This is a genomic window from Actinosynnema sp. NPDC023794, assembly GCF_040639675.1.
Classification (GTDB): domain Bacteria; phylum Actinomycetota; class Actinomycetes; order Mycobacteriales; family Pseudonocardiaceae; genus Actinosynnema; species Actinosynnema luteola.
This window is the reverse complement of sequence record NZ_JBFAFR010000019.1, coordinates 131049-144073: the sequence shown is the minus strand read 5'-3', so window position 1 is coordinate 144073 and position 13025 is coordinate 131049. Positions and strand designations below refer to the sequence as shown.

9 protein-coding genes are annotated in these 13025 nt (G+C 71.7%); 8 read left to right on the top strand and 1 reads right to left on the bottom strand.

What is annotated here, in order from left to right; genetic code table 11:
- Position 1: 1 nt before the first annotated feature.
- Positions 2-919: a hypothetical protein gene (locus tag AB0H12_RS30785; RefSeq protein WP_499627668.1), complete on the top strand. Its 918-nt coding sequence runs from the start codon at positions 2-4 to the stop codon at positions 917-919.
- 15 nt (positions 920-934) lie between these two features.
- Here the strand turns inward: AB0H12_RS30785 and AB0H12_RS30780 are convergent, their stop codons facing one another.
- Positions 935-2416, bottom strand: coding sequence for an aldehyde dehydrogenase family protein (locus AB0H12_RS30780; RefSeq protein ID WP_499627666.1), 1482 nt, complete (start codon positions 2414-2416; stop codon positions 935-937).
- A gap of 344 nt (positions 2417-2760) precedes the next feature.
- Here AB0H12_RS30780 and leuS point away from each other — a divergent pair, with 344 nt between their 5' ends.
- From leuS to AB0H12_RS30745, 7 genes are all read left to right on the top strand, one after another.
- Positions 2761-5244, top strand: coding sequence for a leucine--tRNA ligase (gene leuS / locus AB0H12_RS30775; RefSeq protein WP_499627664.1), 2484 nt, complete (start codon positions 2761-2763; stop codon positions 5242-5244).
- 185 nt (positions 5245-5429) lie between these two features.
- Positions 5430-5591 carry a hypothetical protein gene (locus tag AB0H12_RS30770; RefSeq protein WP_499627662.1) on the top strand — a complete coding sequence of 54 codons (162 nt, stop codon included), beginning with the start codon at positions 5430-5432 and terminating at the stop codon, positions 5589-5591.
- A 309-nt stretch (positions 5592-5900) separates the two neighbouring features.
- The gene (locus tag AB0H12_RS30765) at positions 5901-6908 is read left to right on the top strand and encodes a radical SAM protein (protein ID WP_499627660.1); all 1008 of its coding nucleotides are present in this window, start codon (positions 5901-5903) and stop codon (positions 6906-6908) included.
- 32 nt (positions 6909-6940) lie between these two features.
- Positions 6941-8989, top strand: coding sequence for a RiPP maturation radical SAM C-methyltransferase (locus AB0H12_RS30760; RefSeq protein ID WP_499627659.1), 2049 nt, complete (start codon positions 6941-6943; stop codon positions 8987-8989).
- Positions 8989-11001 carry a B12-binding domain-containing radical SAM protein gene (locus AB0H12_RS30755; protein ID WP_499627657.1) on the top strand — a complete coding sequence of 671 codons (2013 nt, stop codon included), beginning with the start codon at positions 8989-8991 and terminating at the stop codon, positions 10999-11001. The genes AB0H12_RS30760 and AB0H12_RS30755 overlap by 1 nt, the downstream gene beginning before the upstream one ends.
- A complete protein-coding gene (locus tag AB0H12_RS30750; protein WP_499627655.1) occupies positions 10998-11699 on the top strand; it encodes a hypothetical protein in 702 nt (233 codons plus the stop codon). The genes AB0H12_RS30755 and AB0H12_RS30750 overlap by 4 nt, the downstream gene beginning before the upstream one ends.
- Before the next feature lie 18 nt (positions 11700-11717).
- The gene (locus AB0H12_RS30745; RefSeq protein ID WP_499627653.1) at positions 11718-13022 is read left to right on the top strand and encodes a radical SAM protein; all 1305 of its coding nucleotides are present in this window, start codon (positions 11718-11720) and stop codon (positions 13020-13022) included.
- Positions 13023-13025: the final 3 nt, after the last annotated feature.

The window sequence follows — 13025 nt, the reverse complement described above, 5'->3', positions numbered from 1 at the left end:
CGTGGCCGGCCCGGACGCGCCCGCCGTCTACCTGTCCTGCGTGGAGCACGAGTTCGGCGACCCGGTGCCGCTGTCCACGCTCGCCGACGCGGAGGTGCAGGCCAACCTGGACCTGCTCACCGGCGAAGGGCTGCGCGACTGCCGCGTGGCGACCTCGCCGCCGGTGGAGATGGCCGCCGCCAGCGTGCGCCGGACGCTGCGCGCCGCGCAACTGCCGGAGCCGGACGCGGTGGTCTACTGCTGCGACACGCCGGAGCCCGGCGTCGCACCGGCGGCGGTGGCCGGCGACCTCGCCGCCGCGGTCGGCATCCCGACCACACCGGTCGTCGCGGCCGGCGGCGGCGGGTGCGGCAACCTCGGTCCGGGCCTGCGCGTGGCCCGGGGGCTGCTGTTCACCGAGGGGTGCTCGAACGTCGTGCTGGTCACGGCGGACCGCGCGGCCGGCAGCACGCGCTACCTGCCGCACGACCTGACCGTGCTCAGCGACGGCGCCGCGTCCTGCGTCGTCGGCACCGCGCCGCTCGGCCCCGCGTTCCGCCTCCTCGGCATCGCCTCCACCGCCAACGCCGCAGCCGCGGCCGGCGGTCTCGGTGCGGCGAAGGCCGTCGTGGCGGGCGTCGCCCGCGCGACCCGGCGGGTGCTCGCCGCGGCGGGCCTGACCCCGGCCGACTGCCGGTACCTGGTGACGGGCAACTACGGCGCCGCGGTGCGCTCCCTGCTCGCCTCCGCGGCGGGTTTCCCGCGGCACGCGGTGCACGCGCCCGGGGTGGCCGACCTGGCGCACTGCTTCGCCGCCGACGCGCTGGCCGGCCTCCGGGGGCTGGTCGCGGACGGCGCCGTGGCGGGTGGCGACCGGCTGGTGCTGCTGGCCACGAGCCCGCGTTCCTGGTCGGCCGTCCTGGTGGAGCACGAGGCCTGAGCGCGGGTCCCCGGTTCAGCCGGGGAACCCGACCACCTTCGTGGTGAGATAGTCGCGCAACGCGGCCTCGCCACCCGCGTGCGCCGCGCCGCTGCCGCGCATCCCCTGGTGCGGGCTGTCCGGTCCGTGGGGCAGGCCGTCGTTGACGGTGACGGCGCCCGCCCGGAGCCGCCGGGCCACGGCCGCGGCCCGCTCCGGCGACCCGCTGACCGCGGCGGTCAGGCCGTACGGGGGGTCGTTGGCGATCGCCACCGCCTCGTCCTCGGAGTCGTACGGCAGCACCGCCAGCACCGGGCCGGGCAGCTCGTGACGGAGCAGGTCCGCGGTCCACGGCAGGCCGGCCACCAGCGTCGGCTCCACGAAGAAGCCCGACGGGCACCCGGCGGGGACCCGGCCGCCGTGCCGGACGGCGCCGCCCGCCTCGCGCACGGCGGCCGCGAAGGCCAGGACCCCGTCCCGCAGCTCGGCGCTGACCACGGGCCCCACGGCCACCCCCGGGTCGCGCGGGTCGCCCGCGGGCACGGACGCCATCGCGGCTCGGACCGCCTCGACGGCGTCGCCGAGGCGGGCGCGGGGCACGATCAGCCGTTTGAACAGGGAGCACGCCTGCCCGGCGTGGAAGCACACGCGCGCGCCGGCCGCCGCGACGGCCCCGGGGTCGGCGTCGTCCAGCACGACGTGCCCGCCGTTCCCGCCCAGGTGTGCCACGAGCCGCTTCGGCGCCGCGGCCCGCGCCACCGCGCGCCCGGTCGCCGTCGACCCCGTGACGCCGACGAGGTCCACCAGCGCGTGGCCCGCGAGGTACAGGCCGAGGCCCGCGCCGTCCCGCCCGGTCACCACGTTGAGCACGCCCGGCGGGAGGTCCGCCGACGCGGCGGCGACGCGGGCCACCTCGAGCGCGACCAGCGGCACGTGCGGCGACGGCTTGACCACCACCGCGTTCCCCGCGGCGAGCGCCAGGAACAGGTCGCGCAGCAGCAGCGTGACCGGGAAGTTGGCCGGGGTCAGCAGCGCGACCACGCCGACCGGTTCCTCCAGCACCTCCCGCGCGCTGGTGAACCCGTGGAACGACTGGTCGCGCAGCCGCCCGTGCCACGGGAAGCGGTCCAGCAGGTCGCAGATCGACGCGAGTTCCGCGAAGACCGCGTCGAGCAGCACCGACCGGGTGAGCCGGACCGGCACGCCCGCCTCCCGCACGAGCAGCGCCCGCAGGACCTCGCGGTCGTCCTCCAGCGCGGCGAGGAACCGGCGCAGCCGGTCCGCGCGCGCCGCCGGGTCGCACCGCCAGGTCGACTCGTCGAAGGCCCGCCGCGCCGCCCGCACCGCTTCGTCCGCGTCCGCGACGGCGGCGTCGGGGCACCACGCGAACACCTCACCGGTCGACGGGTCGACGTCCGGGTACTCCCGGCCACCCGCGGCGGGTCGCAGCACGCCGTCCACCAGCAGGCGCGCGGCCTCGGTGCGGACCGTGTCCCGCTCGGCCACGGAGATCTCCACGCGCGACCGCCTCCGCTTCGACGTCGATACGCCGCGGCCGTGGTCGGCGCGGCGCGTGGTACCGACGCTAACGAGGGGCGCGCCACGTTCCTGTCCCGTAAAAACGCGGCTTGCGCCCCGGCTCCGAGGTCGCCCGGCTGGGCCCCACGGGCCCGGGTGACGCAACCCGCGCGGTGGTCCGCTCCCGCCGGCGCCCCGGCGCCGGACCCGAGGGGGGAGAGCAACCCGAAACCGGTCCGACCGACCGACTCCGGTAGCATTTCGCCTATCCAGGCTGGCATTCGGGTAGCCGTCCGCGCACCACCCGTGAGGCCGAGACGATACCTAGGGACCAGGGAACGGGCATGCAGGCCAGCGGTACGCAAGAGGCATACGATCCACAGGCGAACAACGAGCGGTGGATCAAGGTTTGGCAGGAACGACGGGTGTTCGAGGCGTCCGGTCTCACCCAGCCCGAGCAGGATGACGACCGCCCGCGGCACTACATCGTCAGCATGTTCCCGTACCCGTCGGGCGACCTGCACATGGGACATGCCGAGGTCTACTCGATCAGCGACGCGATCGCGCGGTTCGCACGGCTCAACGGCCGCAACGTGCTCCACCCCATCGGGTGGGACTCGTTCGGCCTGCCCGCCGAGAACGCGGCCCTGCGGCGCGACCTCGACCCGGGCACCTGGACCTACGACAACATCGCCGTCCAGGCGGAGAGCTTCCGCCGGCTCGGCATCTCGTTCGACTGGCGCACGAGGTTCCACACCTCCGACCCCGAGTACTACCGGTGGAACCAGTGGATGTTCCTCCAGCTCTACCGGCGGAACCTGGCCTACCGCAAGAAGGCGCCGGTCAACTGGTGCCCGGTGGACCGGACCGTGCTCGCCAACGAGCAGGTGGTGCAGGGCCGCTGCGAGCGGTGCGGCGCGGAGGTCGAGCGCCGCGACCTGACGCAGTGGTTCTACCGGATCACCGAGTACGCGCAGCGGCTGCTGGACGACATGGACCAGCTCGACCAGTGGCCCGACGACGTCCTCACCATGCAGCGGAACTGGATCGGCCGCTCCACCGGCGCGCACGTCGACTTCGCCGTCGAGGGCCGCGACGAGCCGCTGCGGGTGTTCACCACCCGGCCGGACACGCTGTTCGGCGCCACGTTCTTCGTCGTCGCCGCCGACGCCGCACTGGCGGAGGAGCTGTGCGCCCCCGAGCGGCGCGAAGAGTTCCTCGCCTACCGCGCCAAGACCAACGCCGCCTCCGACATCGAGCGCCTGGCCACCGACCGCCCGAAGACCGGCGTCTTCCTCGGCCGGCACGTGGTGAACCCGGTGAGCGGCGAGAAGCTGCCGGTGTACGCCTCCGACTACGTGCTCGCCGATTACGGCACGGGCGCGATCATGGCCGTGCCGGCGCACGACCAGCGCGACCTGGACTTCGCGCGGGCCCTCGGCCTGCCGGTGCGGAAGGTGATCGAGACCGGCGAGGAGGACCCGGCGGTCACGGGCGTGGCCACGAGCGGGACCGGGCCACTGGTCGACTCGGGTTCGTTCACCGGCCTGGGCAGCGACGAGGCGAAGGCCGCGATCGTCGCCGAGCTCGAGCGGCGCGGCGCCGGCGAGGCCACCGTGAACTACCGCCTGCGGGACTGGCTGCTGTCCCGTCAGCGGTACTGGGGCACGCCGATCCCGATCATCCACTGCCCCGCGTGCGGCGAGGTGCCGGTCCCCGAGTCGGACCTGCCGGTGCGGTTGCCGCAGTCGGGCTACGAGCTGCGCCCGTCGGACGGCCGCGCGCCGCTGGACAGCGCCGACGAGTGGGCGTCGGTCGACTGCCCGTCGTGCGGCGGCCCGGCCCGGCGCGACCCGGACACCATGGACACGTTCGTCGACTCGTCCTGGTACTTCCTGCGCTACCCGAACCCGTCGTACGAGGACGGCCCGTTCGACCCCGCGGGCATCGCCCGCTGGCTGCCCGTCGACGAGTACATCGGCGGCAAGGAACACGCGATCCTGCACCTGCTGTACGCGCGATTCATCACCAAGGCGCTGCACGACCTGGGCCTGGTGCCGTTCGTGGAGCCGTTCACCCGCCTGACCAACCAGGGTCAGGTCATCATGAACGGCAAGTCGATGAGCAAGAGCCTGGGCAACCTGGTGAACCTCCAGGAGCAGATCGCCCAGTACGGCCCGGACGCGGTCCGGGTGACGATGCTGTTCGCCGGTCCGCCGGAGGAGGACATCGACTGGGCGGACGTCTCGCCCGCCGGGTCGGTGAAGTGGCTGGCGCGGGTCATGCGCATCGCCGCCGACATCGCGGCGCCCGGGGACCGACCGGTCGAGTCCGGCGACCTGGAGCTGCGCCGGCAGGTCCACCGGCTGGTCGCGGACGTCACGACCCTGATGGAGGGCAGGCGGCTCAACGTCGCCATCGCCCGTCTGATGGAGCTGACGACGCTGCTGCGCCGGGCGATCGACAACGAGCCGGGCGCGGACGACCCCGTGGTGCGGGAGGGCGCGGAGGCGCTGGTGCGGATGCTCTCGTGCTTCGCGCCGTTCACCGCCGAGGACGCTTGGGAGCTCCTGGGGCGCGAGGCGTCCGTGCTGGAGCACGGCTGGCCGCGCGCCGAGCCGGAGCTGCTGGTGCAGGAGACCGTGACCTGCGTGGTGCAGGTGTCGAGCAAGGTGCGCGACCGACTGGAGGTGCCGCAGGGCATCACCGAGGACGACCTGCGGGAGTTGGCGCTGGCATCGGACAAGGTCGTGCAGGCGCTGGCCGGCCGGCCGGTGCGGAAGGTGATCGTCCGCGCACCTCGCCTGGTCAACGTGGTGGCCGGCTGACCGGTCTTACCGGACGACGCGGCTCGCGGTGCACCGCCGCGCCCATCCCCTACCGGGGCGGGCGCGGCGGTGTACCTGCTTTCAGGGACATGAGCCACGTCATTCCCGCCCGTAATCTGAGTTCCGTTCAAGAGACCGAGAGGCTGGCCGCAAAGGCCGGTCTCCACGGCGTGAAAGGAGCTCGAATGCCCCCGAAGGAATCCCTGGACGACGTCGAGCACTCCGTCGTCCCGAACAGCGGCGACACTTCGCAACAGCCCGAGGCGAGGACGGACGACGACCCGCGGACGACGCGTCGCTCCAAGGTCCGGGTCCTCCAGTACTCCCGCTCGGACCTGCTCATCTGATTCCTGCTCGAACCACGGCTCGCTGTTTCCTCATGGCTGTGCGCGGCACGGTCTACCAGAGCGCCGTGCGGCGACACCCACCAGCGAAGAACAGCGTGCCGTTGATCGGCGGCTGCGCAGGTGGACATCCGCCGGCGCAGCCGTCGATTCGCCGGGGCACCGGTGGTGCACGTATACCGGGTCAGCTGCCCGGATTCCGACGTCCCGGATTTCCAATGGGGGTGCGAATTGTCGTCCCGCGTTTCCGCACCGGCAGTCGGGGAAAGTGGGTCCGCGCCGCTCGGCTTTCCGGCGTGGATGGCCCCACGAGTGCCCGAGGTCGACCAGTGGAACATCATCCTGACCAACAGGTGCAACCTGCACTGCATCTCGTGCTCCTACCCCGACCAGCGGCCGTTCCGCTACGTCCGCCGGGAGACCGTCCAGCGGTTCCTCCCGGCGCTGCTGGACGCCGGGCTGCGCCGGGTGATGCTCACCGGTGGTGAGCCGTGCATGCACCCCGACTTCGACCTCATCGTGGACGACCTCGTCGACGCGGGGCTCGAACTGACCCTGGTCACCAACGGCACCTACCTCGGTCGCAAGCTTCCCCACCTGCGCGGCAAGCTCGCCAGGTTGATCATTTCCCTCGACTCCGACACGGCGGAGGGTTACGAGGCGATCCGCGGCGCGAAGGCGTTCGACCACCTGGCGACCCTGCCGGCGAGGTTCCGCGAGGAATCACCGGAGACCCACCTGACGCTGTGCGTGCTGACCCAGCGGCTGAACTTCCGCAGACTGCCGGAGTTCGTGGGCACGGCGGCGCGACTCGGAGTCGACCACGTCTCGTTCCTCGTCCCGGACGTCGCCGGGATGGTGAGCCCGATGGACCGCGGCGGCGCCTTCGGGCACCTGGAACCGCTGTCCGGCGACCGGGTGGAGAAAGTCGCGCTGACCCTGGACGAGGTCGAGGAGTTCCGCACGGAGATCATTCCCGCGGTGCACGAGGCGTACGCGCGGCACCCGGAGCTCACCAGCAGTTCGCTCGACCTGCTGCACGATTTCGCGGACTACTTCGAGGCGTTCCGGCGCGGCACCGGTCGGGCGGAGAGGCGGAGGTGCGCGCTGCCGTTCCGGGAAATCGTGCTCGACGAGCGGGAACGGTTCCGGTTCTGCTTCTTCATGCCCGACGCGTGGAGTGCCGAGGACATCGACGACCCGGTGAACCACCCCGCCGCGGTGGCGGCCCGCCGCGACTACCTCGAATCCGACCGGCGACTCGACCGCTATTGCACCATGTGCCTGCAAGCCCGTCGCGTGGAGGCTGTCCAACAATGACTCCAGAGTCCGGCCCAAATGACTCCGAGGCGATGCGTGATTTCATCATCACGGCCTTGCCGTGGCAGCGCTACGACACCACCGCGATCCAGTTGGGGTCGTTGCAGGCGTGGCTCTCGCAACGCGGGTACACGGTCGACACCCGACATTTCTACAAAGACCTGATCGGCTACATGCAGCCCTCGGTCTACATGCGGATCTTCGAGGCGTACATGGGCGAGTCGGCGTTCGCCGCGCTGATGTTCCCGGAGCGACGGGACCGCATCGCGCGCGCGGTGGTGTCGGCGGTCGACTTCGACCTGACGCTCGGGCCGTCCACCGGGGTGCTCAAGCACCCGCAGCTCAACGCCAACCTGTCCCTCGCCGAACGGGAGCAGATGGCCGGCAGCGCCGTCCAGGCGCCCCCCGGCCCCGCACCCCTGGATTTCGACGCCCTGGTCGACGCGCTGTCGGTGTTCCTCGACGACGTGTTCGAGGCGGTCCCGTGGCACCGCTACCGCGCCCTCGGGTTCACCACGAGCCACCAGCAACTCATCCCGACGGTGCTGCTGTGCCGGCGGATCAAGCAGCGGTGGCCCGACATCCCGATCGTCATCGGCGGCGCGCTGATGACCCAGGGCATGCCCGAGACGGTGCTGCGCCTGTTCGAGTGCTTCGACATCGTGGTGGAGGGCGAGGGCGAGGAGACCAGCGAGGAGCTGCTCGGCGTGCTGACCGGGCGCGACACCGAGCACACACTCTCCGACGTCCGGGGCATCGTGTGGCGCCGCCGGGACGACGACGGCACGGACCGGATCGTGCGCAACCTGTCCAGGGCCGCGATGCACGACCTCGACAAGCTGCCGCCACCGGACTACGCGGACTACTTCCGTCACCAGCTCCGCCCGGACACCCTGGACGTCATCCCGAAGCTCACGATGGAGGCGTCGCGGGCCTGCGTGTGGGGCAAGTGCACCTACTGCAACCTGAACGTGCAGTGGCGCAACGTGTACCGGCGCAAGAGCCACCTGCGAGTCGTCGAGGAGCTGGCAGAGCTGCGCCGCGAGTACCGCAGCCCCTACATCACGTTCTGCGACACCAACGTCGAGGACAAGATCCCGCTGTTCGAGGAGCTGGCGAAGGACCCGCACGACTACCGGATGCTGGTCGAGGTCTCGCCCAACATCACGCGGTCGGGCGTGCGGGCGCTGCGCGACGCCGGCGTGCGCACCATCCAGGCGGGCATCGAGTCGTTCAGCGAGCGGATCCTGCGGCTGTACCAGCGCAACCACCGGCTGATGCGGAGCCTGGAGCTGCTCAAGTGGACCGCCGAGTTCGACGTGGAGATCTACTACAACGTCATCATCAACTTCCCGGCCGAGGAGCAGGCCGACGTCGAGCAGTGCGTGGAGGCGGCGCAGTACGCCAAGTACTTCATGTACCCCTCGGTGCACGACTACAGCTTCACCATCGACAGCCCGGCGTGGAACGACATGGCGACGTACAACATCGCCGACTGGTACGTGCCGGACGAGGTCAGCGAGGTCTACCCGGACGAGTACGCCCGGGAACTGGCGCAGCTGCTCGCGCTGACCATCAAACCCGTGCCCGCCGTGGACCGCGGCGTGACCTGGGCCCCGTTCCTGGCCGAGGTGGACGAGTGGAAGCGGCGGTTCCACGCCAACCTCGGCCGCCCTGGGCTCGTGTACGTCGACGGCGGGGACTTCCTCAACCTGACCGCCCGCTCCGGCGGACAGGGCAACGACGTGGTGATGCAGCTACCGGACGAGTACCGCGACATCTACCTGGCGTGCGGGCACAGCTCCCGCACCCTGGACGAGATCGCGGCGACCGTTCCCTCGGTGCCGCGGGCCGAGGTCGCGGACATCCTGCACGAGCTGCACGACCTGCGCGTGCTCTACGCCGAGCGCAACCGCTACCTGGCGCTGGCGATCCGCGAGCGGAACATCGGCAACTACCCGCACGGCGAGTCGGGTGCCGACCGGCGCGCGACGATCGACCTGCCGCTGCTCGGCGCCGAGCCGCCCGAGTCGCGGACGAAGCGCATCCTGCACCAGCCGGCGTCCGGGGGGCACGAGTAGTGGGGCCCGCGGCCGAACTGGTGCTACCGCCGCTGAGCCCCGTGCTGGTGGGCAGGCCCTACGCCTCCGTCCCGCTGCTCGCGGCCTACGCCGAGCAGCGCGGGGCGCCCCCGGTCAGGCAGGTCAACCTCAACCAGCGGTACGTGCGGGAGCTGTTCCTGGAAGCCGCGGCCGACGGGGCGCCTCCGCCGGGGCGGCTGGGCGGGCCCGTGGCGGACGCCGCCGAGCGGGCGCTGGTCGAGGCGTTCCCCCGCGCGGTGGCCGCCGCGCCCGAGGACGCCGCGCTGCTGGCGGCCGTGGCGCGGGACCCGGCGGCGCGCCGGTGGCTGTTCGACCGGGCCGGGCTCGCCGAGGAGACCGGCGAGGCGGCGGACGTGGACGTGGACGGCTACCTCGCCCGGCTACCCCGCCTGGGCGGGATGCGGCGGTTCCTCGCGCGGCACTACGCGCGGCTCGGCGTGCCGCGCGTGGTGGGCGTCAGCGTGCCGTTCGCGACCCAGCTCGCGCCGGCGCTGCTGCTCGCCGAGGTGGTGCGCGAGCTCGCGGGGGACGGGGTGTTCGTGGTCGTCGGCGGCCCGTTGCCGAGCCTGCTCGATGACGGGCAGGTGGAACGGCTGCTGCGGGGCAGCGCGGTGGACGGTGTTGTCCGGCGCGAGGGCGAGGAGGCGTTCCGACGGCTGCTCGCGCTGGAGTCGTTCGACGACGCCGCACTGGACACCGTGCCGGCGCTGACCCGCAAGGCGGCCGGCCGGGTGCTCGTGAACCCGCCCGAGGCGGCGCGGCAGGTGGCGCTGGCCGACACCGCGCCGCAGGCGTTCGACCCCGGCTACCTGGAGGGCGCGGTGGAGCTGCCGGTGCTGGTGGGCCGCGGCTGCTTCTACACCTGCGCGTTCTGCGACTACATCGAGCTGTACGAGAAGATCAGCTTCCGGCGGGCGGAGGACGTGACCGAGTCGGCGCGGCTGGCCGCGGCGCAGAGCACGACCGGGCGCCTGCACCTCGTCTACGAGGTCATGTCGCTGAAGTACGAGCGCCGGCTGGCCCGCTTCCTGTCCGGTGCCGACCTCGGCGTGCGCTGGCGCGGCTTCCAGCGGGTGTACGGCGAGCTGACGCCCGAGGACGTGCGGCTGCTGGAGGAGTCCGGGTGCGTCCGGCTCGACATCGGCCTGGAGTCCGCGGACGACGACACGCTCCGCCTGATGGACAAGGGCTACACCCGCGACGAGATCGGCTCCTTCCTGCGCAGCTTCGCAGGCAGCCCGGTGCAGCTGCTGATCAACATCATCGTCGACTACCCGGGGTTGACCTGCGAGCGCGCGCTGGCCGCCGCGGACTTCCTCGACGAGGTCACCCGCGACATCGAGGACGTGCACTTCGAGGTCCTCCGGTTCGCGCTCGGGCGCAACTCCGAGATGTTCCGCGCGCCCGCGAAGTTCGGCCTGGAGGTCGCGCACGCGCCAGGGGGCGTCAGCTCTCCCACGCAGGTCGCGTTCCGCAGCACCTGGGCCATGGGCGAAGCCGAGCGCGAGCTGGTCGAGGCCCGGTACCGGGACATGAACGCGGCGTTCCGGCGAAGGCGGGCGGAGGCGGCGGAGCGGTCCGGTCTGCTGTCGGCGGACTCGCCGTCGGACGCGGTGCTGCGCGACTGGGAACTGCGCGTCGAGCCGATCGTGGTCGCGTGGTCGAACGCGGTCGGCGAGGGGTCCGTGGTGGCCCGCCGGCTGCTCGGCGGCGAGACGTTCGTGCTGCCCGAGGAGTACGAGCCGCTGCTCGACGCGTACCGGGCGGTCGGCGCGGACGCTCCCCCGCTGTCGGCGTTCCTCGCCGACGCCGAGGAGGCGCGGCGGCGGGCGGGGTTGACCGTGCGCGAGTGCCTGGAGCTGCTGGTCGACCTGGACCTGGTGCGGCGGCGCACCGCCCGGACGCGCACTGCCGTCCGCACCGGGATCAGCAGCGACCGCGGCTTCTACCGGGGCGGGGTCCGCGCGAGTTCGCCGGGGGTGGCGCGGTGACGGACTCTGTCGTGCGCCCCGGCAGCCTGCCCGACCGCGACCGGGTGCTGGAGATCTTCTTCGACTGCGTGGAATCGGACGTGGCGGACGACGTGGTCTTCACCCCGATCCCCGCCTTCTACCGGGCGCTGCTCGACGGCGCGGACCGGGTGGTCGAGCACACCGGCTGGTGGCGGCTCGCCACCGTCGAGCGGGCCGGGCGGACCTTCTGCGCCGTCCAGCACTTCGAGGGCACGCGGATCGTCGACCCGGTGCGCGCCCTGGTCACCGAGCGCAGCCGGGTGGCGTTCCTGGGGCTGGTCGGGGCCGTGACACCGGCCGCGGACATCGGCGGTCTGGTGCGCATCACGTCGGCGGGACGCGCACCGGGCGTGGTCGCCTCCTGGGAGGGCCCGGACGTGCTGGACCCCGACGTGCCGTCGGTGCGGTCGCTCACCGGTGACGGTCTGCTCGACGACCCGGCCCAGGTGCACGCGGTGGCGCGGAGGATCTCCGCGTCCGTGGTGGACCTGGAGACCTACTTCTTCTTCAAGGAGCTGGGCGGCCTGCGCCCGCTCCAGGGCATCGCCCTGGGACTGGTGACCGACCGACCGGGGAGCGTTCCGTTCTGGGACGTCGAGTTGGACGACGTCGATCTCGCGGCGGTCGGCGCCCGGATGGCGTCGACCGTTCTTGGACATTGGCTGTCAGCACACTGATTTCGGTCGGAGGATGGCATGGGCCAGAAGGTGTACCTGTCGCTGAGCGCGCCCGGCAAGCAGCCGGTGCCCGCCGCGACGCCCGATGAGGACTACTTGCCGCAGACGCCGAAGGTCCACCGATTCCAACGGGGGGACGAGGTCGTCTACTACAACGCCTTCACGCACAACTGGCTCCTGCGTGGCCCGGACGACCCGGAGCCCACGGCCGCCGAGGTGGACGAACTCGCCGAGATCGACTGGAAGTTCACCCCGCTGGACATGCTCAACGACCCGCACCTGATGCGGGTGGAGGTCACGCAGGCGTGCAACTTCCAGTGCACCTACTGCATCGTCTTCGAGAACAACCTGGAGCAGTTGCACCAGCACATGTCGGTGGACACGGCCAAGGGCCTGCTGGAGTGGTACCACCAGAACATGCCCGGTGGCACCGTCATGCTCATCGGCGGCGAGCCGACGATGAACTGGGACGCCTGCCGCGTTTTCCTCGACGGCGTGCCGCTGGAGGCCGGGAAGGAGCTCTACACCAACGGCATCCTGCTCAGCGACGAGGACATCATCTACCTGCGCGACCGCAACGTCAGCATCCGGCTGTCCATCGACGGCTTCGAGCGGCACCACCGGCAGCGGGTCAACCACGCAGGCCAGACGCTGTACGAACAGGTCCTGGACCGGTTCCGGGCGATGCAGCGGCTCGGCGCCGACGTCGGCATCAACTGCACGATGACCCCGCACAACCTGCCGGACATGGTGGACATCCACCACTTCTTCGTGCAGGAGCTGGGTGCGCGGCACGTCAACTACTCCATCCCGCACATGACGGTCAACAGCGACGCGGCCGACGGGTTCGACATGGACGCCTACACCGCGGCGATGATGGAGATCTACGAGGACGCCAAGCGCAACAACGTCTACGTCGCGCAGATCATGAAGCGCATCGCCTACATCGCGCGCAAGCGCTTCAAGGCCATCGGGTGCACGGTGATCGGCCCCGAGGTCACGTTCTACCCCGACGGCAAGCGCACCCTGTGCACGAAGCTGGACAGCCACCCGAAGACCCGGTCGGTGACCCCCGAGGACATCTACGCCAACCTGCCGTTCTTCATGTCGGACTGCCGGCAGTGCTCGGCCATCGGCATCTGCGGCGGCGGCTGCTACTGGGACGCCAAGACGCGGTTCGACCGCTTCCAGGACATGAGGGAGTGCGACTTCCAGCGGGAGCTGCTGGAGCGGATGCTGTGGGACGTGGTCGACTGGACCCGGTCCGGTCAGGACTTCCCACGGATGCTCAACGACGTCTTCCACACCACCATGTTCGGGTGAGCG